Genomic DNA, 23,408 nt, shown 5'->3' with positions numbered 1-23,408 from the left:
GTGGCGTTTTGCCTTCGATCACACGATGCGGTTTCGGACGTGCTCGGGCGAGAGCACAGTCGGCAGCGCTTTCGGCAACGTTGCCGGCCAGTCGCGGCTGAAATGCAGGCCGCGGCTTTCGCGCCGGGAACGCGCGCCGTCCACGATCAACGAGGCTACGTCCACCAGATTGCGCAACTCCAGCAAATCGCGGCTCACCTTGAAGTTCGCGTAATACTCGTGGATCTCGTCGCGCAACAGCGCCAGACGGTGTTTGGCTCGAGCGAGGCGTTTGTCGGTGCGCACGATGCCAACGTAGTTCCACATGAGCCGGCGAAGCTCGTCCCAATTGTGGGCGACGACCACTTCTTCGTCGGGGTCCGAAACGCGGCTCTCGTCCCAGTCTGGCAATGGCGCGTGGACGGCGCCGCAAAATCCCTCTTCTTCTATCGCGCGTGCCGCCGAGCGGCCAAGCACGAGGCACTCGAGCAGCGAATTGCTGGCGAGGCGGTTCGCGCCGTGCAATCCAGTGCAAGATGTTTCGCCGACTGCATAGAGCCCTGCGAGATCGGTGCGGCCGGCCAGGTCGGTAACTACGCCACCACACGTGTAGTGTGCCGCCGGGACTACGGGGATCGGCTCCTTCGTAATGTCGATACCGAATTCGAGACACCGAGCGAGGATCGTCGGAAAGTGCTCGCGAAGAAAGTCCGTCGGCTGATGGCTGATATCCAGATACACGCAATCTATGCCGCGTTTCTTGATCTCGAAGTCAATCGCGCGCGCCACGATGTCGCGCGGCGCGAGTTCAGCGCGTTCATCGTGATTCGGCATGAACCGCGTGCCGTCCGGGAGCTTAAGGACGCCTCCCTCGCCGCGCACCGCTTCAGAGATCAGGAACGACTTTGCGTACGGGTGGAAGAGGCAGGTGGGATGGAACTGGATGAACTCCATATTCGAGACCCGGCAGCCTGCGCGCCATGCCATCGCGATGCCGTCGCCCGTCGCGGTATCGGGATTTGTCGTGTACAGATAGACCTTGCCGGCGCCCCCGGTGGCAAGCACCGTATGCGGCGCCTCGATCGTGACGGTGCGTCCGCTTTCTACATCGAGCGCGTACAGGCCATGACAACGGCGGCCCGGCAGTCCGAGCCGGTCAGACGTGATCAAGTCGATTGCGTAGTGATCTTCCAGCAGTGTGATGTTCGGATGCTGCCGCACACGCTCGCTCAGCGTGGCGACTACCGCATGGCCCGTCGCATCCGCCGCATGAATGATCCGCCGATGGCTATGGCCGCCTTCGCGAGTCAGATGGAAGCCGAGTTCCGCGGAGTCGTCTTTGGTGAACGGCACGCCTTGTTCGATCAGCCATTCGATCGCAGCGCGCCCGTGCTCGACGATGAAACGCGTAGCGGCTTCATCACACAGGCCGGCGCCTGCAACGAGCGTATCGCGCACGTGATTTTCGATGCTGTCCGCCGAATCGAGCACCGCGGCAATGCCGCCTTGCGCCCAATCGCTCGCACCCTCGGTTATCGACCGCTTGGCGATCACCGCGACCCGCCGCGTCTGCGCGAGGTTGAGCGCGACGCTCAGTCCCGCCAGACCGCTACCGACAATCGCCACATCGAATTCCATTGCTCGCATCTCCGTCTTTCGTTTTGCTGTAGCAGCTTGCGATTTACGCGCTGCTAAAACGGGAAAGGATACGCGCCGCGACGGTCGAGGGAAAGCTGGCTGAACGTTATAAGGCTATGTATCGCCGACGATGGCGACTTGTCAGGGTCAGCTGGTTTGGTTAGTCCAAAACAAAAAGCCTCGCACGAGTGCGAGGCTTTTTGTGTATGTCTTGCCGTCGTCAGGCGGCAGGAGCCAAGATTTATTTAATCTTGGTTTCCTTGTACTCAACATGCTTACGAACGACCGGATCAAATTTCTTGATCAGCATCTTTTCCGGCATGTTGCGTTTGTTTTTCGTCGTCGTGTAGAAGTGACCCGTGCCTGCGGTCGATTCCAGCTTGATCTTGTCGCGTGCGCCTTTCGCCATGATTTACTCCTTAGGCTTCACCGCGTGCGCGCAGATCTGCGAGCACAGCGTCGATACCGTTCTTGTCGATCAGGCGCAGGCCGGCGTTCGAAATACGCAGACGCACCCAACGGTTTTCGCTTTCCACCCAAATACGGCGGCTTTGCAGGTTCGGCAGGAACCGGCGTTTGGTTTTGTTGTTCGCGTGGGAAACGTTGTTGCCGCTCATCGGCGCTTTCCCAGTTACTTGGCATACGCGTGCCATGAGAGCACTCCTAATACGCTAATTCTGAGTTCGAACGCCGTGAAAGTTTCCCGAAAAGAGTCGCGCTGAAATTCAGGCACGTATCCTTTCCGGAACGCCTTGGTGGCTTCGGAACAGGGGGTTGGAAACAGGCAAACCGGAATTCTAGCAGAAAAAAAGCCGCAAAATCAAACCTTATTTGCGGCAGCAAGACAAGGCGCGGGGCCCTTTCCTTTGCCGTTCGTGCTTTTTCCATACCGTTTCGGGACGAGCTGCGGGCGCCGACGCATGGTCCAACGTCAGGGCCAGCCGTCGCGGGCAAAGGAGTATACGCTGTCCGAGCCGATCACCAGATGATCGACCAGTTGAACGTCGATTAGCGCAAGCGCTTCGCGCAGTGCGCGCGTCAGGCTGCAGTCGCTCGCGCTCGGCCGTACAGCGCCAGACGGATGATTATGCGCGACGATCAGGCTTGCCGCATTGAGCGTCAACGCACGCCGCACGATCTCGCGCGGATACACCGCCATACGCGTGAGCGTGCCGCGCGCGCTTTCCTCGCTGCGGATAAGCCGGTGCCGGGCGTCCAGAAACAGCGACACGAACACTTCGTGCGGACGGCCGCCTATCAGCAGGCGCAGGTAGTTTTCGACCGCTTCCGGAGAGTTCATGAGCGACCGGCGGCGCATTTTATCGACCAGCGAGCGCCGCGCCATTTCCATGATCGCGAGCAATTGCGCTTTTTTCGCGGGCCCGATGCCGCGCAGCCCGTCGAAGTCCGTGTAAGTGGCATCGAGCATTGCCCGCAGTGAGCCGAAACGGTCGAGCAGCTCGCGAGCCACGCTGAAAACATCGTGGCCCGGCAAACCGGAGCCCAGTACCAGCACGATCATCTCGGTGTCTGACAGTACGCCGGGGCCCTGGTCGATCAGCCGCTCACGCGGCATGTCACGTTTGGGCCATTTGCGCCTGCGACGCAATCCATCCGCCGTGGGAGCCGGAGCACCCGGTGGCGAACGAGCGAAATCCAACATTGGTTCGTCGATCGTCGACGCATAATCAGACATATACAGACAATTCCTCCGCTTGGGGTTCGGCCCGGTGCGCGCGATGGACGCAAGCCGAGGCCAGCCATGTGGCTTACAATAGACGCTTTGCGCACGGCACGCCGACGGTTTGCCGCACGCGTCAGCTGCGCCCCGCGGCGCACGCGTGAGAGCGCGCTTCGACTGAGCGAGCATTGCATGAGCATCATCGACATTTCCGAAGTGAAGGCCGGTTCACACGTGACGCTTCACTACCGGCTTTCCCTTGCCGATGGCGCCGAAGTCATCAATACCTTCAACGACAAGCCCGCCACGCTGCTGCTCGGTGCGGGACAGCTCGCACCGCCGCTGGAAGACATTCTGATGGGTTTGAAGGTCGGCCACCATTCGACCTTTCAGCTAGCCCCCGGGGCCGCCTTCGGTCCCCGTAATCCGGAGTTGATCCAGCGGGTGTCTCTGGCCACGCTGCGGGAAAACAGCATGATCGGCGAGGATTTTTCGCCAGGCGACCTGGTCGAATTCAACGCGCCGGGCGGCGGCCGCTACGCTGGCGTTCTGAAAGAAGTGAACGAAACGTCGGCCCTGTTCGATTTCAACCACCCGCTTGCCGGCCAGGCGCTGGCATTTGAAGTGAAAATCATCGGGATTCTTTAAACATGATCATCGCGGATACGACCCTTGCAGAAACGGAGATCCTGCTGGCTCAGCCGCGCGGGTTCTGTGCCGGTGTCGATCGGGCTATCGAGATCGTCGAGCGGGCCATCAAGCTGCACGGCTCGCCGATCTACGTGCGCCACGAAATCGTCCATAACGCCTACGTCGTCGAAGATCTGCGCAAGAAGGGCGCTATTTTCATCGAGCGTCTGGAAGAGGTGCCCTCCGGCAATACGGTCATTTTCAGCGCGCACGGTGTCTCGAAAGCGGTGCGCAGCGAGGCCGAGTCGCGCGGGCTGCGCGTCTACGACGCCACCTGTCCGCTCGTCACGAAGGTGCACATCGAAGTGGCGAAGATGCGGCAAGACGGCTTCGACATCGTCATGATCGGTCACAAGGGCCATCCAGAAGTGGAGGGCACGATGGGCCAGGCGGGCGAAGGCATGTACCTCGTCGAAGACATCGAAGACGTGCAGGCGCTGCAACTGGCCCGCCCCGATCGGATCGCGTTCGTCACGCAAACTACGCTTTCCGTCGACGACGCAGCGGAGATCATCGGCGCGCTCAAGGCGAAATATCCGTCCATTCGCGAGCCGAAGAAGCAGGACATCTGTTACGCCACGCAGAACCGCCAGGACGCCGTGAAGTTCATGGCGCCGCAGTGCGACCTGGTGATCGTGGTCGGCAGCCCCAACAGTTCGAACTCCAACCGGCTGCGGGAACTCGCCGAAAAGCTCGGCGTGCCTTCCTATATGGTGGACTCGCCCGACCAGATCGATCCGGCATGGGTCGAGGGCAAACGCCGGATCGGCGTGACTGCCGGTGCGTCGGCGCCTGAGGTGCTTGCGCAGGCCGTAATTGCCCGGCTGCGCGAACTCGGCGTGCGCAACGTGCGCGCGCTCGAGGGCATTGAGGAAAACATCGCGTTCCCGTTGCCGCGTGGCTTGGGTCTGCCAGCCTGACCTTTTTGCAGTAGTCAAAAAAGCGCGCCCTCGGGCGCGCTTTTTTTTGGCCCGTGGCTAACGAGTGCGGCCCGCAATTGGTGCCACATCGTCCAAGGCGCCCGCTTTTCGCCTCCCGTTTCGATATTTTTTCGCGAATTCGATCCGACATTTATTGAAATTTGATGACTGTGGCCCCGTTTTACGAGGCCTGATCCGGCCGCAAACTATTTTGACGCACTAACATGGTGCCGAGAGAGACGCAGCGCCGTTTAAATATGATTTAAGCGAAAGCGCGCTGCGACCGGGCCTTGAACCGACCGTCCGCAACACTTGATGCGAGCGGATCCCACGCTGGTGCAACTGATGCACGAAAATCAGTCGCAACCGGGTTGCGCCTCCGGCTTCGATGCGGTCTTGAAAAGCGGTTGCAATGCAGGAAAACCCTGCCGGTTCAACAATATTGCCCGTCGCAAAATTGGAGTTACAATGCGCGCGTTCTCAAGGCCTTAGGGTCCCGAACAATAGATTTTGCAAGGCGCGGGAGACCTATTTAATGCGAGTCAAGTTTGCTTACGCCGTGTCCATCGCGGCCGCGGTTGCGATGCTGACCGCGTGCGGCAAAAAACAGGATGGCGAGGCGGGAGCAGGAGCATCGGCGGCAGTGGCGGCATCCGCTGCGCCGGCGAGCGAAGCAATCGTTGTGAAGATCGGCCATGCAGCCCCGCTGACGGGCGGCATCGCGCATCTGGGCAAGGACAATGAAAACGGCGCGCGTCTCGCGGTCGAGGAAATCAACGCACAAGGACTGACGATCGACGGCCACAAGATCGACTTGCAGCTCGACGCGCAAGACGACGCGGCGGATCCGAAGGCCGGTACGGCGGTCGCGCAGAAGCTCGTCGACGATCACGTGGTGGCGGTGGTCGGGCATCTGAATTCGGGTGTCTCGATTCCGGCTTCGAAGATTTATAGCGACGCAAGCATCGTGCAGATATCGCCTTCGTCGACGAACCCGGCGTACACGCAGCAAGGTTTCAAGACGACCTATCGCGTCGTCGCGACCGACGCGCAGCAAGGTCCGGCGCTCGCCAATTACGCCACGAAGGCGTTGGGCGCCAAACGCATCGCCGTCGTGGACGATGCAACCGCCTACGGTAAGGGGCTCGCGGACGAATTCGCGAAGACCGTCGAGGCGAGCGGAGCGAAGATCGTCGCGCGGGAAGCGACGAACGACCGGGCCACGGACTTCCGGGCCATCCTCACAAAGATCAAAAGTGTTCATCCGGACGCCATCATGTTCGGCGGCATGGACGCGACGGGCGGGCCGTTTGCCAAACAGGCGGCGGCGCTCGGTATCAGGGCAAAAATCCTTGGCGGCGACGGCGTGTGTACCGACAAGGTGGGGGAGCTGGCGGGAACCGCCGTGCAAAACCTGGTCTGTTCGGAAGCGGGACTCGCGCTTTCGAAAATGGACAGGGGAGCGGACTTCGAAAAGAAGTACGTGGACCGCTTCCACACGCCGGTGCAGATTTACGCACCGTTCACGTATGACGCTGTGTACGTGATTGTCGATGCAATGAAGCGCGCTAATTCGATCGAGGCGCCCAAGGTGCTGGCTGCGATGCCGTCCACCGATTACAACGGGGTAATCGGCCGTATCGCGTTCGACGACAAGGGTGATTTGAAAGAGGGCGCCATTACGCTTTACGACTTCAAGGACGGCAAGAAAGCGGTTCTCGACGTCGTGAAGATGTGATGACGGGACGTTCAGCCTGACGGCACCGAACCACCCAACGGTGCCGTTTTTGCATCCGCTGAAGGCGAGCCTGCGACTGTGACCCAGTCGTCTGGGCAAACCGGCGGCGGATAAACCCTTACCGGTCTTTTACATCAGTACCCGCAGTGCCGTTGAGATTCCGTAACGCATCACCGCCCACCGGCTGATGAAGAGCGCGAATCCAGTCGCACGGGCTAAGGAGCATTAAATGGATATCTTCATCCAGCAGATCCTAAACGGACTGGTGCTGGGCAGCGTTTATGCCATCATCGCACTGGGCTATACGATGGTTTACGGCATTCTTGGCATCATCAACTTCGCTCACGGCGATGTGTTGATGGTGGGCGCGATGGTCGCGCTCTCAGCCATAGGCGTGCTGCAAAACCACTTCCCTGGCCTCGGCAATGTGCCGACGCTGTGCATCGCGCTGGCAATTGCCGCCGTGGTTTGCGCGGTGGTGGGCTACACGATCGAGCGCGTGGCTTACCGGCCGTTGCGCAAGGCGCCGCGTCTCGCCCCGCTGATCACCGCGATCGGCGTGTCGATCCTGCTGCAAACGCTCGCCATGATGATCTGGTCGCGCAACCCGCTGCCTTTCCCGCAGCTTCTGCCCACCGATCCGCTGAACGTGATCAAGGCCACGGACACGACGCCTGGCGCCGTGATCTCGATGACTGAAATCGTGATCATCGTTGTCGCGTTCCTCGTCATGGCAGGCCTGCTGCTGCTCGTGCACAAGACCAAGCTCGGCCGAGCGATGCGCGCCATCGCCGAGAACCCGGGCGTCGCCTCGCTGATGGGCGTGAACCCGAACTTCGTGATCTCGGCGACCTTCATGATCGGCTCCGCACTTGCTGCGCTCGCCGGCGTGATGATCGCATCGGAATACGGCAACGCGCACTTCTACATGGGCTTCATCCCCGGCCTGAAGGCCTTTACCGCGGCGGTGCTCGGCGGTATCGGCAATCTCGGCGGTGCGATGGTGGGCGGCGTGATTCTGGGGCTCATCGAACAGTTGGGCGCCGGCTATATCGGCAACCTGACCGGTGGCGTGTTCGGCAGTAACTATCAGGACGTGTTTGCGTTCATCGTGCTGATCATCGTGCTGGTGTTCCGTCCGTCGGGTCTGCTCGGCGAACGCGTTGCGGATCGCGCTTGATCCAGGCCAAGGAGTAAATCAAATGACCTCAATTCAACCGATCGAGCCGTCCACGACGCTCATTCCCGAGAAGAACCTGGCGAAGACGCTGACCGTCGGCATCATCACTGCGTTCTTCGTGATCGCTGCGCCGATGATCATCGGCACCGCCGGCGGCAACTACTGGGTTCGCGTGCTCGACTTCGCGATGCTGTACGTGATGCTGGCACTCGGTCTCAATGTCGTGGTCGGCTTTGCCGGCCTGCTCGACCTGGGTTATATCGCTTTCTACGCGGTGGGCGCCTATACCGCGGCGCTGTTGTCTTCGCCGCATCTGACCTCGCAGTTCGAGTGGATCGCTCATCTCGCACCGAACGGGCTGCACGTGCCGTTTCTCATCATCGTGCCGTGTGCGATGGCGGTGGCGGCGTTTTTCGGCGTGATACTCGGGGCGCCGACGCTGCGTCTGCGAGGCGATTACCTCGCCATCGTGACGTTGGGCTTCGGGGAAATCGTCCGGATTTTCCTGAACAACCTCGACCGTCCGGTGAACATCACCAACGGCCCGAAAGGCATTACCGGGATCGATTCGGTGCACCTGGGCGACTTCAGTCTCGCGCAGACGCACTCGCTGTTCGGCTTCCAGTTCCCGTCGGTGTACTCGTACTACTACCTGTTCGTGCTTGCCGCGCTGCTCGTGATCTGGGTCTGTACGCGTTTGCAGCACTCGCGTATCGGCCGTGCATGGGCCGCGATCCGCGAAGACGAAATCGCCGCCAAGGCGATGGGCATCAACACGCGTAACGTGAAACTGCTCGCGTTCGCGATGGGCGCGTCGTTCGGCGGCCTGTCGGGCGCGATGTTCGGCGCATTCCAGGGCTTCGTGTCGCCGGAATCGTTCACGCTGCCGGAATCGATCGTCGTGCTGGCGTGCGTGGTGCTGGGCGGCATGGGCCACATTCCTGGCGTGATTCTCGGCGCGGTGCTGCTCGCCGTGCTGCCGGAATTCCTGCGCTCGACGATGGGTCCGCTGCAGCACATGCTGTTCGGCCATGAAATCGTCGACACGGAAGTGATCCGCCAGCTGGTTTACGCACTCGCGATGGTGCTGATCATGCTGTATCGCTCGGAAGGCTTGTGGCCGTCGCCGAAGCACGAAGACAAGATTGCGAAACTGTCGAAGCGTAGCGGCAAGAAGCCGGTGCGCGCCTGACGGACAGGGAGAAAAAACATGAGCGATAACATTCGACTGTCGGTGAAGGGCGTCAACAAGCGCTTCGGCGGTTTGCAGGCACTGTCCGACGTCGGCCTGGAAATCAAGGCCGGCCAGATTTATGGTCTGATCGGCCCGAACGGCGCCGGCAAGACAACGTTCTTCAACGTGATCACGGGCCTGTACACGCCTGACTCGGGCGACTTCAAGCTCGACGGCCAGAACTACACGCCGACCGCGGTGTATCAGGTGGCGAAGGCGGGCATTGCCCGTACGTTCCAGAACATCCGTCTCTTTGGCGGCATGACCGCTCTGGAAAACGTGATGGTCGGCCGGCACGTACGCACGAAACACGGCTTGCTGGGCGCGGTGTTCCAGACGCCGGCCGAGCGCAAGGAAGAGCGCGAGATCAAGGAACGCGCGATCGAACTGCTGGAGTACGTCGGCATTGCGCAGTACGCGGACTACACGTCGCGCAATCTGTCGTACGGCCACCAGCGCCGCCTCGAAATTGCGCGTGCGCTTGCAACCGATCCGAAGCTGCTCGCGCTCGACGAACCCGCCGCCGGCATGAACGCAACGGAAAAGGTCGAACTCACGCGACTGCTCGACAAGATCCGCGCCGACGGCAAGACGATCCTGCTGATCGAGCACGACGTGAAGCTCGTGATGGGTCTGTGCAACCAGATGACGGTGCTCGACTACGGCAAGGTGATTGCGCAAGGACTGCCGCAAGACGTGCAGAAGGATCCGAAGGTGATCGAAGCTTATCTGGGTGCAGGAGTCCACTGATGTCCACGACGCAAGCAATGTTGAAAATCAAGGGCCTGCAGGTCAATTACGGCGGCATCCAGGCAGTGAAGGGCATCGACCTCGAGGTCGGCCAGGGCGAGCTGGTCACGCTGATCGGCGCGAACGGTGCGGGCAAGACCACGACGATGAAGGCGATCACCGGGCTCAAGCCGTATGCCGCAGGCGACATCGAGTACATGGGTCAGTCGATCAAGGGCGTGCCGCCGCATGAGCTTCTGAAGCGCGGCCTCGCGATGGTGCCGGAAGGCCGCGGTATCTTCGCGCGCATGTCGATCGTCGAGAACATGCAGATGGGTGCGTATCTGCGCAGCGACAACGACGGCATCAAGGCCGACGTCGACCGCATGTTCGGTTTCTTTCCGCGTCTGAAAGAACGCGCCACGCAATACGCGGGCACGCTCTCGGGCGGCGAACAGCAGATGCTGGCCATGGCGCGCGCGATCATCTCGCGTCCCAAACTGCTGCTGCTCGACGAACCGTCGATGGGCTTGTCGCCGATCATGGTCGAGAAGATCTTCGAAGTGGTGCGCGCAATTTCGGCTGAAGGCATGACCGTGCTGCTCGTCGAGCAGAACGCGCGTCTCGCGTTGCAGGCGGCGAACCGCGGCTATGTGATGGACTCGGGTCTCGTCACGATGTCGGGTGATGCGAAGCAGATGCTGGACGATCCGAAGGTCCGGGCGGCTTATCTGGGTGAATAAGCTGGGTGAATGAGTTGGGTAAGTAGCCCCTCAAGCTGAACCACCGATGAAAAAAGGCCGCATGCGTGAGTCAAACGCATGCGGCCTTTCTCTTTTTACGACGCATGAAGCGCCTGAAAACTAAACCGGCGGCGAGTCCGCCAACTCACCAAGACGTTTGCCGAAACTGACCACCGCATCCGCGCGATAACCCAGCGCCTCGTAAAACGCGCGGACGTCGCTCTTCGCGGACAACACCTGCAGGTTCAGCTTCGGACAGCCCAAAGCCGTCAACGCGTCTTCGACGTGTGCGACCAGACGCGAGCCGATGCCATGTCGCCGCACCGACTCGTCCACCGCGAGCGAATAAAGCCAGCCGCGATGACCGTCGTAGCCGCCCATGACCGTGCCAACCACTCGCTCACCGAGCACCGCTACAAAGAACAGTTCGGGCTGCGTCGCGAGCTTGTTCGCAATCGACAGATGCGGGTTGCGCTGCGGCTTCGTCACGTCCCTGTATTCCGGGAAGGCCTGCTGCCACAGCGCGACCACGGCGTCGGTGTCGCTCGCGTCGAAGCGGCGGATAGAGAGTGTTGTGGTCGCGGTCGTCGTCATACGCGTTCTGTGCAATTACAGCGTGTCGAGGATCGAACGTAGCATCGCCATCATCTGGTCGATCTCTTCGTTCGTGACGTTCAGCGCAGGCATGAAGCGCAGCAGGTTCGGACGCGCCGCGTTCAGCAGAAGACCGTCGGGCTGCATGTCGCGCGCCTTTTCGACGATCTGGTTGCCGATGTCCTTGCCGAGCAGCAGTGCACGCAACAGACCTTCGCCGCGCTCTCCCTTGAAACCGCGCTCTTCCGACAACTCGAGCAGCTTCGCGCGCAAATACTCGCCGCGCGCACGCACGCCTTCGAGGAAGCCCGGCGCGGTGAGTTGCGAGATCACCGAGTAACCGACCGCGGTCATCAACGGATTGCCGTTGTACGTGCCGCCCTGGTCGCCTGCTTCGAACACGGCGACTTCAGCTTTCGCGAGCAGCGCCGCGAGCGGCACGCCACCGCCAATACCCTTGCCGAGCGTCATGATGTCCGGCTCGATGCCCGACAGCTCATACGCGAACAGCGTGCCGGCACGGCCGCAGCCGCTCTGCACTTCGTCGACGATCAGCAGCACATTGTGCTTGCGTGTCAGCTCACGCAGTTGCTGCATGAATTCGCGCGTTGCCGGAATCACGCCGCCTTCGCCTTGGATCGGTTCGAGCATCACCGCGACCGTCTTCGCGTTGATGAGCTTTTCCACCGACGCGATGTCGTTCAGATCTGCTTTCGGGAAGCCGGGCACTTGCGGCGCGTAGATCGTGTCCCAGCCCGGCTTGCCGCTTGCCGACATCGTGGCGAGCGTGCGGCCGTGGAAGCTGTGATCGAACGTGATGATTTCGAATGCGCCGTCCTTGAATTTCTTGCCCCACTTGCGCGCGAGCTTGATCGCGCCTTCGTTCGCTTCGGCACCGCTGTTCGCGAAGAACACCTTGTCGAAGCAGCTATGTTGCGTGAGCAGCGCCGCGAGCTTCGCCATCGGCTCGTTGTAGAAAGCCGGCGACGGATTGAAGAGCAGTTTCGCCTGCTGGTTCAGCGCTTCGATCATGCCTTCGTTGCAATGACCGAGGCAATTGACCGCCCAGCCCTGAATGAAGTCCAGATATCGCTTGCCGTTGTTGTCGTAGAGCCACGAGCCCTTGCCGTGCGTGAAAACGATTTCGGGCCGGTTGGTGATGTACATCAGCGACTCGATCGGGTATTCATTGAAATTCATGACGGCAGGCTCCAGACAGCGGGTAAGAGGTGGATAAGGCGTTGGCGCACGTCAGCCGATGAGCAAACGGGCCGGAAAAACAAAAAAGCCACGGCATGCCGTGGCTTTCATGATTCGAACAGCTTGCGCTCTGTTGTAGCGCGAATCCGTGACGAAGCCGGCGGCGTCCCTAGGGAAGCGGCGAGCGGCGACGTCGAAGTTCGGATTGGATGCGGTTCATGCGCGAAAGAATACGACAATAAAAGCGCTGGTGTAAACCTTGAATTTGCACGAATTCATCGCGATGGGCGCGTCTGGCAGTTTTTGCGCACCTGTCTTCATGCTGACATGTTGTCTCAGGCACGGCTCGCTCGTTGTTACGAGCGGGCCGTTTCTTTCAGCGGGCTTCGAGTTAAACCGCGTTCGCCAGGTCAGCGGCGCTCGTGAACGAGTCCGCGTAGAACTCGTCTTCGGGCAGGCTGTGATGTTGCGTGAAATCGCGCTGTGCCGACTCGACCATGACCGGCGCGCCGCACGCATATACCTGATACGCGGACAGGTCGGGAAGGTCTTCGATCACTGCCCGATGCACGAAGCCGACACGGCCGGTCCACGCATCGCTCGCGTCCGGCTCCGAAAGCACCGGCACGAACTTGAAGTTCGGAATCTCGCGCGCCCATTGTTCGGCCAGTTCGAGCAGATACAGATCTTTCTTGCGACGCGCGCCCCAGTACAACGTCATCGGGCGGTTCAGGTTCTTGAACACCGCATGCTCGACGATTGCCTTCAGAGGCGCGAAGCCGGTGCCCGAAGCAAGCAGCACAATCGGCTTGTCCGACTCTTCGCGCAGGAAGAACGTGCCGAGCGGCGCTTCGAAGCGCAGGATATCGCGCTCTTTCATAGCGTTGAACACGTGGTCGGTGAACGCGCCGCCGGGCATGTGGCGAATGTGCAATTCGATCGGGCCTTCGACGTGCGGCGCATTCGCCATCGAATAGCTGCGGCGCTTGCCGTCCTTCAGAATGAATTCGAGGTATTGGCCGGCAAGATATTGCAGACGTTCGTTAGCGGGCAATTGCAGCTTGAGCACGACGACGTCGTCGGCCTTGCGCTCGATCGCATTCACACGGCACGGCAGTTTCTTCACCTGCACGTCGCCCACACCTGCCACTTCGCGGATATCGATCTCGAGATCGGAGCACGCCGTTGCGCAGCAGAAGAGCGCCATGCCGCGCGTTTTTTCTTCGTTCGACAAAGCCGACGACGAGTGTGCGCGCTGTTCCACCTGGCCGCTGACCACAGCGCCTTTGCACGAACCGCACGCGCCGTTCTTGCAGCCGTACGGCAGACCGATGCCTTGACGCAAGGCGGCGTTCAGCACCGGCTCGTCCTGTTCTACCTGAAACTGCCGGCCGCTTTGCCGGAGCGTGACGTTGAATGCCATAAAGTGATCGAAGTCGAAAAGTCGGTAATCGTTAAACGGAGAGACAGGGCACGCAAAGCCGGGATCGTCGGAGCCAGCGGTACCGTCGCCCGTCGCCCCGCGTGCTTGACGGCTACAATGCGTGCACCATGAAAGCCACACGAAACTTCCGCCGTCCGCGCGTGCTGATCGTAGGTTGCGGCGATGTCGGCATGCGCTGCGTACCCCTGTTGCAGCGCGCTCACGTCTTTGCACTGACAAGCCATGCGGAGCGCACCGCCGAGTTGCGTGCCGCGGGCGTTTCGCCGCTGGTTGGCGATCTCGACGAACGCCGCAGCCTGAAACGGCTCGCGGGCCTCGCGCCCACAGTGCTGCATCTGGCGCCGCCACAGAAAACCGGCGACGACGACCGCCGCACTCGCGCGTTGCTATCAGCTCTTGCGATGCGCCGCGCTCGCGCGGTGTCAGGCACGCATGGGACCCGCGCCACCGTCGCGCCGGTCGGGCGCTTGCGCCGCGCGCGCGCTTCATGGGCACAAGCACGGCCACTCCCGGAACCAGCCGATATTGTACCCGACGGCCTTCGCCGCGCCGCCGCTTCACGCGCGCCGTTGCGCTTCGTGTATGCAAGCACGACAGGCGTCTATGGCGATTGCGGCGGGGCGTGGATCGACGAGACGCGCGTCACTGAACCCGCCAATGCGCGTGCGAAACGCCGCGTGTCGGCCGAGCAGCAATTGCGACGCGCGACGGCTCGCGGGTCGATTGCCGCGAGCATCGCGCGGATTCCGGGCATTTATGCAGCCAATCGCCTGCCGCTCGCGCGGCTTGAAAAACGCACGCCGGCGCTCGTCGATGCCGACGACGTCTACACCAACCACATTCATGCGGACGACCTCGCCGCGATCCTCGTGCGCCTCGCCACTCATGGCAGGCCGGCGCGCGTGGTCCACGCGTCCGACGACTCGTCGCTGAAAATGGGTGAGTACTTCGATCTCGTCGCCGATGCGTTCGGTTTGGCACGTGCGCCGCGCATCACACGCGCTCAGGCTGAAGAGCAGATCGAGCCGACCTTGCTGTCGTTCATGCGCGAGTCGAGACGGCTCGTGAACCGCCGCCTGAAAGAAGAGCTAGGTGTACGCCTGCGCTATCCGAGCGTCGAAGATTTTTTGCGTGAAGCGGCAGGCGCTGGGGAAGTGAGTAAAGACGCGCCGTGAAGGCCCGGCAGAGGTATCTCGATGCCTTAAAAGCCCGGCGACACAGAGCGGCAAAGAAATTCCGCCGGACATCAGCCGGACAACTTCGTTAAGCGTCGCCGCGCGGCACACCACAGCACCGCATAGCAGCGCGCCTCGTGCCTCAGGTCAGCGCGGGCAGTGCTTCGAGCAGCAGGAAACACAACATCCCGCCGATCAACGCGCCGATCAGATTCGGATCGTATTTGTGCCGCAGCCGCATGACGATCAGCAGTCCGCCGATCACCAGCAACCCGACACATACGAACGCCGGCAACACGTACGAGAGCATGACTCCGTTATGGACGATCATGGCCGCTCCTTGAACTCTTTGTAGTCTTTGTTTAAACGAGTATAGGGCGCGGCCTGATGAAGAGCATGCTGCAGTGCAGCGTCGATCGCATGCGCGCTCGCGCAAATGTGCGCCTGCGCACAGGGCTTTCCTAATCTTGTCAGAAGGTTGCGCGCGACCTACCGGTTTACCCGCTCCGTAAAGATCCGAGGTCGGCTTCGTCGAGCCATTGCCACGCGCCCGGCGCGAGGCTCGCGGGCAAAGCGAGTCCGCCGACGCGCTCGCGATGCAGCGCTTCGCAACGGTTGCCGGCCGCCGCGATCATCCGCTTGACCTGGTGATACTTGCCTTCCATCACGGTGAGCGCCAGCGTGTGCTCGCCGCGTGCATCGGCCGCGACCGCCGCGACCGGCTTCGACTCGCCGTGCAATAGCACGCCATTGCGCAGCGCGCTCAACTGCGCGTCGTCGATCGCATGACGGGTTGTCGCGACATATACCTTCGGGACTTTGCGTTTGGGCGACGTGAACATGTGGACGAACTTGCCGTCGTCGGAGAGCAGCAGCAAGCCGGTGGTGTCCTGGTCGAGCCGGCCGACGCATTGCACGCCGCGCTCGGCGAACTGCGGCGGCAGCAGACTGAATACGCTCAGGTGATGCTGCGGATCGCGCGAGCACTCGTAGCCGGCCGGCTTGTTGAGCAGCAGATACGCGCGCTCCCGGTACGGCCAGACCACGCCGTCAACGCTGAAGCAGAACGACGCATCGTCAGTCGGGAAATCGGCGTCGGCGTCGGTGCACAGTGTTCCGCCGATGCTCACGCGAGCGTCGTTTATCAGCGCGCGGCATTGGCGGCGCGAGCCGAAGCCTTGAGTGAAGAGAATGCTTTCGAGATTCATGGCGAGCGAAGAATAACACCGCAAGAAGCGGGGCGTCCCGCGATGCGTTCGCGGCCACGATGGTCGCTCCTGTTTCGTTGCCGGAGCCATCGATGCACGCCTCGCCGTCTTCAACCCGTGTCCGTTTGCCGGCCGCTTTCCAGCGGCTCGCGTGGTCTAACCTCGTCGCGCAATCCGCCGAGCAGATCAGCCTCGCCGCCGCGCCGCTCGTCGCCGTGTTCGCGCTCGGCGCCGACGCACGCGGCACGGGACTTCTGCAGACAGCGCAGACATTGCCTTTCCTGCTGCTGTCGATCCCGCTCGGCGTATGGGCCGACCGCCGCTCGCGCCGCACCTTGATGGCGCTCGCCGAGAGCGTGCGCGTCGTCGCCATGCTATGCGTGCTTCTGCTGCTGATGACCCATGCGCTCAGCCTGCCGTTGCTCGCCGCGCTCGGCTTCGTGGCCGCGACTGGCACAGTGGCCTACAACGTCGCCGCGCCTTCGCTCGTGCCGTCGCTAGTCTCGCGCGAAGCGTACGCCAGCGCGAACGGCCGTCTGGAACTTGCGCGCAGCGTCGCGTATTCGGCTGGGCCGGCGCTGGGCGGCCTGCTGGTCGGCTGGATCGGCGCCGGATGGGCATACGGCTGCGCGGCCGCATTGTCCGCGCTCGCAGTGGGCTTGCTCGCGGGACTGCGCGAACCGTCGCGCGCGGCGACGCCTGCGCATCACTTCATGGTGGAGTTGCGCGAGGGTACGCGCTTCGTATTGCGCGATTCACTGCTGCTTCCCATGCTCGCGACGGCCGTCTTTTTCAATCTCGGCTTCTTCGTGCTGCAAGCGGTGTATGTGCCGTACGCGGTGCATCGGCTGGGACTGAGCGCCTCGGCGGTAGGCATCACGCTGGGTGCGTATGGCGTCGGCATGGTGTGCGGTGCGTTGGCCGTACCCGCCGTCGCTCGACGCCTCGCGTTCGGTCGTGTGCTCCTGATCGGGCCGTCGTGCGGGCTGCTCGCGTCGCTCGTGATGGTGGGGACGCTCGTCGCGCCGTCGTTCTGGCTTGCGCTGCTCAGTTTCTTTCTGCTCGGCGCCGGACCGATCCTGTGGGTGGTCGGCTCGACCACGCTGCGCCAGGCCATCACGCCGCAACGGATGATGGGCCGCGTCTCCGCGCTGAACAGCACCGCGACCTATGGCGCGCGGCCGGCGGGCGCACTGCTCGGCGCCGCGATCAGCGCGCGCTGGAACATGGACGCCTGCCTGATCGCCGCCGCAGTGGCCTTTTTCGTGCAGGCGTCGATCATCGCGATGTCGCCCGCGGCGCGGCTCGCGGCCATTCCCGACGAACGCGTCACGGCTTGCTGAAGATCAACGTCGCTACACGACGAGCGCCAGGGCAAACCCCCAAAAAATGAAAATGAATTTTTTCTCGGACCAATTCCATGTAAATATACTTTCATCCAATTTGCTTACACCCTCTACGCACTGCCGCGCTGACACGCCGCTTCGCTCGCATGATTCATCAACCGTCCGTTGCATCCAATCCGGCCGAGCAGGCCATCGCTGCGCGCATCGAGGCGGCCATGCCTACGCTCACGCCGATTCATCGGCGCATGGGCGAGTACGTGCTGGCCAATCTGTTCCGCGCGGCCACCATGCGAATCGACGAACTGGCGAGCGTGGTCGGCGCGTCGGTAGCGACCGCGAATCGCTTTGCCCGCGCACTCGGTTTCGACGGCTATCCGCAGTTTCGTGAGGCGCTCGTGCGCGGCTTCGAGGCGACGCTCGCGCCGGTCGAACGTCTGCGTAGCGCGCAGGAGTCGCTCGCTGCGGGCGACGACGTGGTCGACGCGTCGCTCGAACAGGCGGCCAACAACCTGCACCTGACCCGCACGGCGATCGACGGCGCCGCCGCCGAGGCCGCGGTCGAAGCGATCCTCGCCGCGCGGCGTGTGTTCGTGCTCGGCGCAGGAACGAGCGCGTTCCTGGCCGGGCTGATGGAGCACGGCCTGATGGCGTATCACGACAATGTGCAATCGCTCGCGTTCATCGGCGGACCCTCGCATGCGGCGCGGCGCCTGTTCAACTGCGGCAAGGGCGATCTCGTGATCGGCATCGCGTTCCCGCGTTATGTCGACGACACCATCGAACTTGCGCGCCGTGCGGCAACTCGCGGCGCGCGGGTGCTGGCGCTGACCGACGGACCGCGCTCGCCGCTCGCGCAATTCGCCGATCTCTCGTTATACGTGCGCTCTGAACGCCGCCTCGCGGCGAACGCGGATGCCGCTGTTCTTGCTGTGATCGAAGCGCTATGCGACGCGGTCGCCTATCGGGCGAAGCGCTCGGTGAAGGCAGCCGCCGACGTTACCGAGTTCGTATTGCCGTGGCTCACCGATCCGCTGTCCGCATCCGCGAGTGGGGCGGGTGAAGCCGTGCGCGAACCGGCGCGCACTGCGCGTACGTCAGTAGGCGCAGTACAGAACCCTCGCACCACCCAGGCAAAATCCAAACTCAAACGATGAACGACAACGCAGTCATTGCCATTCATGGCGGCGCGGGCACCATCCTGCGCGCGTCGCTGTCGGCCAGTGCCGAAGCCGAATACCACGCCGCTCTGCACGCGGTGCTCGCCGCCGGCCAACGCGTGCTTGCAGACGGCGGCAGCGCGCTCGACGCAGTCAGCGAGGCCGTGCGGTTGCTCGAAGACTGTCCGCTGTTCAACGCGGGCCGGGGTGCGGTCTACACGGCAGCGGGCACGCATGAACTCGACGCGGCGATCATGGACGGCAGCACGCTCGAGGCCGGTGCGATCTGCTGTGTGAAGCGCGTGCGCAATCCGGTTCTGGCCGCGCGCCGCGTGCTCGAGTGCAGCGAACATGTGCTCTTCACCGGCGAAGGCGCGGAAAGTTTCGCGGCCGCGCAGGGACTCGAATTCGTCGAACCGCAGTACTTCGATACCGAGGCGCGTCATCGTCAATGGCTGCTCGCACGCGATCAGCAGCGCGCAGTGCTCGATCACGACGGCGCGACGCTCGCCGCGTCGCCGTCGGCTACAGACAACAGCGATCCCATGCCGCACGAGCCGATCGATCCGAATCGCAAGTTCGGCACTGTCGGCGCGGTCGCACTCGACAGGCACGGCCACGTTGCGGCGGCGACGTCGACGGGCGGCGTCACCAACAAGCAGGTCGGGCGCGTGGGCGATACGCCGCTGATCGGCGCGGGGTGCTATGCGGACGACGCAACCTGCGCGGTCTCGACCACCGGCTCGGGCGAAATGTTCATGCGCATGGTCGCGGCTTACGACGTCGCCGCGCAAATGGCCTACCGCAACGTGTCGTTGCAGGAAGCCGCGCACGACGTCGTGATGAACCGCCTGCCGAAGATCGACGGCCGCGGCGGCCTGATCGCCGTCGACGCACTCGGCAATATCGCGTTGCCGTTCAATACCGAGGGTATGTACCGCGGTTTCGCGCGTATTGGCGAGGCGCCGACGACGGCGATCTACCGTTAGTTCGTTACCCTGAACATTGCTGAAGACCGCTAGCGCGTTCGAATTCAAAGGAATCATTGTGCCGACTTCATCGCACACCGCCAGCCCGCTTACCGAAAACCTGCCGACGCAACGCGTGCTCGCAGTCGACAACCTGTCGGTCGCCTTTCGCAGCGGCGAGACCACCTTCAACGCGGTGCGCAATCTGTCGCTGACGGTCGAGCGCGGCGAGACATTGGCGATAGTAGGCGAATCGGGTTCAGGCAAATCAGTGACATCGCTCGCGTTGATGCGGCTGATCGAGCATGGCGGTGGGCGCCTTGCCGGCGGCAGCATCGCATTCCGGCGCCGCGACGGCAGCGTGCTCGACCTCGCGAAAGCGTCGTCCGGCACGATGCGCTCGATTCGCGGCGCCGACATCGCGATGATTTTTCAGGAGCCGATGACCTCGCTCAATCCAGTCTTCACGGTGGGCGACCAGATCAGTGAGGCGATCTCGCTGCATCAGGGCAAGAGCCGCTCGGCGGCCTTCGCGGAAACACTGCGTCTGCTCGAACTCGTGCGCATTCCCGAGGCGCGGCGCGTGGCGGCGCGGTTTCCGCATCAACTGTCGGGCGGAATGCGCCAGCGCGTAATGATCGCGATGGCGCTGTCGTGCAAGCCCGCGTTGCTGATCGCCGACGAACCGACCACCGCGCTCGACGTGACCATTCAGGCGCAGATCCTGCAACTTATTCGCGGCTTGCAGGACGAGATGAACATGGGCGTGATCTTCATCACGCACGATATGGGTGTGGTCGCCGAAGTGGCGGACCGCGTACTGGTGATGTATCGCGGCGAGAAGGTGGAAGAGGGTGCGTCGGACGCGCTCTTCGCGGCGCCCTCGCATCCTTATACGAAGGCGCTGCTCGCCGCCGTGCCGCGTTTGGGCGCAATGCAAGGCACCGATCAACCCGCGAAATTTCCGATCCTGACGGTCGAGCAGGCGGGCGCGAGCGGTGCCGATGAACCCGTGCGCCCGGCAGCCTCTGTCGCGAAGGAAGCGCAACCGCATGTCGACGAAAGCACGCCGCCGATTCTGCGCGTGCGCGATCTGGTCACGCGCTTTCCGGTCAGGACCGGGCTTTTTGGCCGCCTGACGGGCCGCGTGCATGCAGTCGAAAAAGTTAGTTTCGATCTGCGGCCGGGTGAAACGCTCGCGCTAGTCGGCGAGTCGGGCTGCGGCAAGTCGACCACGGGCCGCTCGCTGTTGCGGCTCGTGGAAAGTCAGAGCGGTTCGATCGAGTTCGACGGCAAGGAAATCAGCTCGCTCACAGGACCTGCGTTGCAGGCACTGCGTCGCGATATCCAGTTTATTTTTCAGGACCCGTTTGCGTCGCTCAACCCGCGGCTGACGGTTGGCTTCTCGATCATGGAGCCGCTCCTCGTGCACGGCGTCGCGCAAGGCGCCGAGGCGCAGGCGCGGGTCGCGTGGCTGCTCGAAAAAGTGGGCTTGCCGCCCGAAGCCGCGCGCCGTTACCCGCATGAATTTTCCGGCGGCCAGCGGCAACGCATCGCGATTGCGCGCGCGCTCGCGCTAAATCCGAAAGTCGTGATTGCCGACGAATCCGTTTCTGCTCTCGACGTCTCCGTGCAGGCGCAGATCGTCAATCTGATGCTCGATCTGCAGCGCGAGCTCGGCGTCGCGTATCTGTTCATCTCGCACGACATGGCGGTCGTGGAGCGCGTCAGTCATCGCGTTGCAGTGATGTACCTCGGCCAGATCGTCGAGATCGGTCCGCGCCGCGCAGTGTTCGAAGCGCCGCAGCATCCGTACACGAGAAAGCTGATGGGCGCGGTGCCCGTTGCCGATCCCGCGCGACGTCACGCGAAACGGATGCTCGCCGCCGATGAAATCCCGAGCCCGATCCGCTCATTGAACGATGAACCGGCCGTGGCGCCGCTCGTCGCTGTGGGGCCGGGGCACTTCGTCGCACAACATCGCGTCGGCGGCGCGTATTGAACGGCAACAAAGCCGGACAACAAGCCGGACAGAAAACCCGATGCAGCAACGTAAAGCAACTCAAAGCAACTTAAAGCAAATCGTCTCGCAGCAACTTAAACCATTTCATTTTCGCAGCCTGGAGCACACTCATGAACCTGCCGGTCCCGTCTTCCACGTTCCGTTTGCGCGCGCTGATCAGCGGCGGCGCGGTAATGTTCGCGATGCTCGCGGGCAATATGGCGCACGCCGAAACCACCGCGGTGATGGCCGTCGCCTCGACCTTCACCACGCTCGATCCGTACGATGCGAACGACACGCTGTCGCAAGCCGTAGCGAAGTCGTTCTACCAGGGGCTCTTCGGCTTCGACAAGGACATGAAGCTCGTCAACGTGCTCGCCGATAGCTACGAAGCGAGCCCGGACGCGCGCGTCTACACCTTCAAGCTGCGCCACGGCGTGAAGTTCCAGGACGGTACCGACTTCAATGCCGCCGCTGTCAAGGCTAACTTCGACCGCGTGACGGATCCGGCGAACAAGCTGAAGCGTTACAACATGTTCAACCGCATCGAGAAGACGGAAGTGGTCGATCCGTACACGGTGAAGATCACGCTGAAGGCGCCGTTCTCGGCCTTCGTCAACGTGCTTGCGCATCCGTCGGCGGTGATGATTTCGCCGGACGCGCTGAAGAAGTACGGCAAGGACATTGCGTTCCATCCGGTCGGCACGGGCCCGTTCGAATTCGTGAAGTGGGACCCGGCAGGTGACCTGACGGTGAAGAAGTTCGGCGGCTACTGGAAGAAGGGCTATCCGAAGGTCGACGCGATCGACTGGAAGCCGGTGGTCGACAACAACACGCGCGCCGCGCTGATGCGCACGGGCGAAGCCGACTTCGCGTTTCAGGTGCCGTTCGAGCAGGCCGCGCAATTGCAGTCGAGCCCGAAGGTCGATCTGATCGCGTCGCCGTCAATCATTCAGCGCTACATCAGCCTGAACATGAATCAGAAGCCGTTCGACAATCCGAAGGTGCGCGAGGCGCTGAACTACGCGGTCAACAAGGAGGCGCTGACCAAGGTCGTGTTCGCCGGATATGCAACGCCTGCCGACGGCGTCGTGCCGCAAGGCGTGGACTACGCGGTGAAGCTCGGGCCCTGGCCGTACGATCCCGCAAAGGCTCGCGCGTTGCTGAAGGAAGCGGGTTACCCGAACGGTTTCGAAACCACGCTGTGGTCCGCGTATAACTACTCGACTGCGCAGAAGGTCATCCAGTTCGTGCAGCAGCAACTGGCGCAAGTCGGCATCAAGGCGCAGGTCGAGGCGCTCGAAGCCGGCCAGCGCGTAGCCAAGGTGGAAAGTGCGCAAGACGCGGCGACCGCGCCGGTGCGCATGTACTACGCCGGCTGGTCGTCGTCCACAGGCGAAGCCGACTGGGCGATCACGCCGCTGCTCGCGTCGGTCTCGTTCCCGCCGAAAATGGTCAATACCGCTTACTACAAGAACGATACGGTCGACGGCGACCTGAAGCAGGCGCTCGAAACCACGGATCGCACGCAGAAGGCAGCGCTTTACACGGACGCGCAAAAACGCATCTGGGCCGACGCGCCGTGGATTTTCCTCGTCAAGGAAAAGGTCGTGTATGCGCGCAGCAAGCGTCTGTCGGGTGCTTATGTCGCGCCGGACGGCTCGTTCAATTTCGACGAGATCGCGGTCAAGTGATGAGTTGACCTTGCGGCGCTGCCTGTTGCATCAGGACATGCAGCGTCGCCCTCCGTATCGCTGCCCTACATAACACCTCGTTGCCCGC

22 protein-coding genes are annotated in these 23,408 nt (G+C 62.4%); 13 read left to right on the top strand and 9 right to left on the bottom strand.

The features are described from left to right. Positions 1–18: 18 nt before the first annotated feature. The 4 genes from nadB to radC all read right to left on the bottom strand — a co-directional run bounded on the left by nadB (position 19) and on the right by radC (position 3,313). Complete coding sequence (gene nadB / locus SB753_RS13970; protein ID WP_410800441.1) at positions 19–1,617, bottom strand: L-aspartate oxidase; 1,599 nt, start codon at positions 1,615–1,617, stop codon at positions 19–21. A 241-nt stretch (positions 1,618–1,858) separates the two neighbouring features. After that, positions 1,859–2,026: a 50S ribosomal protein L33 gene (gene rpmG / locus SB753_RS13965; RefSeq protein ID WP_007180630.1), complete on the bottom strand. Its 168-nt coding sequence runs from the start codon at positions 2,024–2,026 to the stop codon at positions 1,859–1,861. A 10-nt stretch (positions 2,027–2,036) separates the two neighbouring features. After that, a complete protein-coding gene (gene rpmB, locus SB753_RS13960) occupies positions 2,037–2,270 on the bottom strand; it encodes a 50S ribosomal protein L28 (protein WP_006050117.1) in 234 nt (77 codons plus the stop codon). A 278-nt stretch (positions 2,271–2,548) separates the two neighbouring features. Further along, positions 2,549–3,313, bottom strand: coding sequence for a RadC family protein (radC, locus tag SB753_RS13955; protein ID WP_087752875.1), 765 nt, complete (start codon positions 3,311–3,313; stop codon positions 2,549–2,551). A gap of 177 nt (positions 3,314–3,490) precedes the next feature. Between radC and SB753_RS13950 the strand changes: the two genes are divergently transcribed. The 7 genes from SB753_RS13950 (at position 3,491) to SB753_RS13920 (ending at position 10,532) form a co-directional block, all read left to right on the top strand. Continuing rightward, positions 3,491–3,946, top strand: a complete 456-nt coding sequence (locus SB753_RS13950; protein ID WP_020069108.1) for a peptidylprolyl isomerase — start codon at positions 3,491–3,493, stop codon at positions 3,944–3,946. A gap of 2 nt (positions 3,947–3,948) precedes the next feature. After that, entirely contained in the window at positions 3,949–4,908 is a 960-nt protein-coding gene (ispH, locus tag SB753_RS13945) for a 4-hydroxy-3-methylbut-2-enyl diphosphate reductase (RefSeq protein ID WP_410800440.1), read from the top strand. 535 nt (positions 4,909–5,443) lie between these two features. Beyond that, on the top strand, positions 5,444–6,646 hold the full coding sequence (locus SB753_RS13940; RefSeq protein ID WP_020069106.1) for a branched-chain amino acid ABC transporter substrate-binding protein: 1,203 nt from the start codon (positions 5,444–5,446) through the stop codon (positions 6,644–6,646). A 229-nt stretch (positions 6,647–6,875) separates the two neighbouring features. Further along, a complete protein-coding gene (locus SB753_RS13935) occupies positions 6,876–7,826 on the top strand; it encodes a branched-chain amino acid ABC transporter permease (protein ID WP_013340266.1) in 951 nt (316 codons plus the stop codon). Between the two features lie 22 nt (positions 7,827–7,848). Next, positions 7,849–9,018, top strand: coding sequence for an ABC transporter permease subunit (locus tag SB753_RS13930; RefSeq protein ID WP_020069105.1), 1,170 nt, complete (start codon positions 7,849–7,851; stop codon positions 9,016–9,018). A gap of 18 nt (positions 9,019–9,036) precedes the next feature. Further along, the gene (locus SB753_RS13925) at positions 9,037–9,810 is read left to right on the top strand and encodes an ABC transporter ATP-binding protein (RefSeq protein WP_013340264.1); all 774 of its coding nucleotides are present in this window, start codon (positions 9,037–9,039) and stop codon (positions 9,808–9,810) included. A gap of 17 nt (positions 9,811–9,827) precedes the next feature. Then, positions 9,828–10,532 (top strand): ABC transporter ATP-binding protein, encoded by a 705-nt coding sequence (locus SB753_RS13920; RefSeq protein ID WP_027804809.1) that lies wholly within the window; start codon positions 9,828–9,830, stop codon positions 10,530–10,532. Between the two features lie 120 nt (positions 10,533–10,652). Here SB753_RS13920 and SB753_RS13915 read toward each other — a convergent pair whose 3' ends face one another. The 3 genes from SB753_RS13915 to SB753_RS13905 form a co-directional block, all read right to left on the bottom strand. Next, complete coding sequence (locus tag SB753_RS13915; protein WP_410800439.1) at positions 10,653–11,126, bottom strand: GNAT family acetyltransferase; 474 nt, start codon at positions 11,124–11,126, stop codon at positions 10,653–10,655. Between the two features lie 15 nt (positions 11,127–11,141). Then, positions 11,142–12,326: an acetylornithine transaminase gene (locus SB753_RS13910; protein ID WP_087752873.1), complete on the bottom strand. Its 1,185-nt coding sequence runs from the start codon at positions 12,324–12,326 to the stop codon at positions 11,142–11,144. Positions 12,327–12,717: 391 nt separating this feature from the next. Beyond that, positions 12,718–13,749 (bottom strand): CDP-6-deoxy-delta-3,4-glucoseen reductase, encoded by a 1,032-nt coding sequence (locus tag SB753_RS13905; protein ID WP_087752872.1) that lies wholly within the window; start codon positions 13,747–13,749, stop codon positions 12,718–12,720. Between the two features lie 128 nt (positions 13,750–13,877). Here SB753_RS13905 and SB753_RS13900 point away from each other — a divergent pair, with 128 nt between their 5' ends. Beyond that, the gene (locus SB753_RS13900; protein ID WP_088175227.1) at positions 13,878–14,945 is read left to right on the top strand and encodes an NAD-dependent epimerase/dehydratase family protein; all 1,068 of its coding nucleotides are present in this window, start codon (positions 13,878–13,880) and stop codon (positions 14,943–14,945) included. Between the two features lie 142 nt (positions 14,946–15,087). On the opposite strand, the gene SB753_RS13895 is transcribed toward SB753_RS13900, so the two are convergent. Together SB753_RS13895 and SB753_RS13890 are read right to left on the bottom strand one after the other, a co-directional pair. Further along, complete coding sequence (locus SB753_RS13895; RefSeq protein WP_410800438.1) at positions 15,088–15,276, bottom strand: hypothetical protein; 189 nt, start codon at positions 15,274–15,276, stop codon at positions 15,088–15,090. 166 nt (positions 15,277–15,442) lie between these two features. Then, the gene (locus SB753_RS13890; protein ID WP_408473522.1) at positions 15,443–16,153 is read right to left on the bottom strand and encodes a pseudouridine synthase; all 711 of its coding nucleotides are present in this window, start codon (positions 16,151–16,153) and stop codon (positions 15,443–15,445) included. Between the two features lie 92 nt (positions 16,154–16,245). Here SB753_RS13890 and SB753_RS13885 point away from each other — a divergent pair, with 92 nt between their 5' ends. From SB753_RS13885 to gsiB, 5 genes are all read left to right on the top strand, one after another. Next, positions 16,246–17,496: an MFS transporter gene (locus SB753_RS13885; RefSeq protein ID WP_410800437.1), complete on the top strand. Its 1,251-nt coding sequence runs from the start codon at positions 16,246–16,248 to the stop codon at positions 17,494–17,496. Positions 17,497–17,645: 149 nt separating this feature from the next. Further along, positions 17,646–18,653 carry a MurR/RpiR family transcriptional regulator gene (locus SB753_RS13880; RefSeq protein WP_410800436.1) on the top strand — a complete coding sequence of 336 codons (1,008 nt, stop codon included), beginning with the start codon at positions 17,646–17,648 and terminating at the stop codon, positions 18,651–18,653. Beyond that, complete coding sequence (locus tag SB753_RS13875) at positions 18,650–19,645, top strand: isoaspartyl peptidase/L-asparaginase family protein (protein WP_410800435.1); 996 nt, start codon at positions 18,650–18,652, stop codon at positions 19,643–19,645. Before SB753_RS13880 ends, SB753_RS13875 begins: the two co-directional genes overlap by 4 nt. Before the next feature lie 58 nt (positions 19,646–19,703). Continuing rightward, a complete protein-coding gene (locus SB753_RS13870; RefSeq protein ID WP_410800434.1) occupies positions 19,704–21,626 on the top strand; it encodes a dipeptide ABC transporter ATP-binding protein in 1,923 nt (640 codons plus the stop codon). Positions 21,627–21,757: 131 nt separating this feature from the next. Further along, positions 21,758–23,320, top strand: coding sequence for a glutathione ABC transporter substrate-binding protein GsiB (gene gsiB, locus SB753_RS13865; RefSeq protein WP_088175231.1), 1,563 nt, complete (start codon positions 21,758–21,760; stop codon positions 23,318–23,320). The last annotated feature ends 88 nt before the right edge of the window (positions 23,321–23,408 follow it).

Source organism: Paraburkholderia sp. SIMBA_053 (assembly GCF_046534895.1).
Classification (GTDB): Bacteria; Pseudomonadota; Gammaproteobacteria; order Burkholderiales; family Burkholderiaceae; genus Paraburkholderia; species Paraburkholderia caledonica.
The sequence above is the reverse complement of the archived record's forward strand: the minus strand, read 5'-3'. Positions and strand labels throughout refer to the sequence as shown.

What these genes read in the sequence shown, in the direction of transcription:
- SB753_RS13885 (WP_410800437.1), top strand. Translation starts at nt 16,246, where the DNA reads ATGCACGCCTCGCCGTCTTCAACCCGTGTCCGTTTGCCGGCCGCTTTC.
- SB753_RS13920 (WP_027804809.1), top strand. Translation starts at nt 9,828, where the DNA reads ATGTTGAAAATCAAGGGCCTGCAGGTCAATTACGGCGGCATCCAGGCA.
- rpmG (WP_007180630.1), bottom strand. Translation starts at nt 2,026, where the DNA reads ATGGCGAAAGGCGCACGCGACAAGATCAAGCTGGAATCGACCGCAGGC.
- SB753_RS13950 (WP_020069108.1), top strand. Translation starts at nt 3,491, where the DNA reads ATGAGCATCATCGACATTTCCGAAGTGAAGGCCGGTTCACACGTGACG.
- gsiB (WP_088175231.1), top strand. Translation starts at nt 21,758, where the DNA reads ATGAACCTGCCGGTCCCGTCTTCCACGTTCCGTTTGCGCGCGCTGATC.
- SB753_RS13925 (WP_013340264.1), top strand. Translation starts at nt 9,037, where the DNA reads ATGAGCGATAACATTCGACTGTCGGTGAAGGGCGTCAACAAGCGCTTC.
- SB753_RS13895 (WP_410800438.1), bottom strand. Translation starts at nt 15,276, where the DNA reads ATGATCGTCCATAACGGAGTCATGCTCTCGTACGTGTTGCCGGCGTTC.
- SB753_RS13930 (WP_020069105.1), top strand. Translation starts at nt 7,849, where the DNA reads ATGACCTCAATTCAACCGATCGAGCCGTCCACGACGCTCATTCCCGAG.
- SB753_RS13935 (WP_013340266.1), top strand. Translation starts at nt 6,876, where the DNA reads ATGGATATCTTCATCCAGCAGATCCTAAACGGACTGGTGCTGGGCAGC.
- nadB (WP_410800441.1), bottom strand. Translation starts at nt 1,617, where the DNA reads ATGGAATTCGATGTGGCGATTGTCGGTAGCGGTCTGGCGGGACTGAGC.
- SB753_RS13915 (WP_410800439.1), bottom strand. Translation starts at nt 11,126, where the DNA reads ATGACGACGACCGCGACCACAACACTCTCTATCCGCCGCTTCGACGCG.
- SB753_RS13880 (WP_410800436.1), top strand. Translation starts at nt 17,646, where the DNA reads ATGATTCATCAACCGTCCGTTGCATCCAATCCGGCCGAGCAGGCCATC.
- SB753_RS13900 (WP_088175227.1), top strand. Translation starts at nt 13,878, where the DNA reads ATGAAAGCCACACGAAACTTCCGCCGTCCGCGCGTGCTGATCGTAGGT.
- SB753_RS13940 (WP_020069106.1), top strand. Translation starts at nt 5,444, where the DNA reads ATGCGAGTCAAGTTTGCTTACGCCGTGTCCATCGCGGCCGCGGTTGCG.
- SB753_RS13875 (WP_410800435.1), top strand. Translation starts at nt 18,650, where the DNA reads ATGAACGACAACGCAGTCATTGCCATTCATGGCGGCGCGGGCACCATC.
- SB753_RS13910 (WP_087752873.1), bottom strand. Translation starts at nt 12,326, where the DNA reads ATGAATTTCAATGAATACCCGATCGAGTCGCTGATGTACATCACCAAC.
- rpmB (WP_006050117.1), bottom strand. Translation starts at nt 2,270, where the DNA reads ATGGCACGCGTATGCCAAGTAACTGGGAAAGCGCCGATGAGCGGCAAC.
- ispH (WP_410800440.1), top strand. Translation starts at nt 3,949, where the DNA reads ATGATCATCGCGGATACGACCCTTGCAGAAACGGAGATCCTGCTGGCT.
- SB753_RS13890 (WP_408473522.1), bottom strand. Translation starts at nt 16,153, where the DNA reads ATGAATCTCGAAAGCATTCTCTTCACTCAAGGCTTCGGCTCGCGCCGC.
- SB753_RS13905 (WP_087752872.1), bottom strand. Translation starts at nt 13,749, where the DNA reads ATGGCATTCAACGTCACGCTCCGGCAAAGCGGCCGGCAGTTTCAGGTA.
- radC (WP_087752875.1), bottom strand. Translation starts at nt 3,313, where the DNA reads ATGTCTGATTATGCGTCGACGATCGACGAACCAATGTTGGATTTCGCT.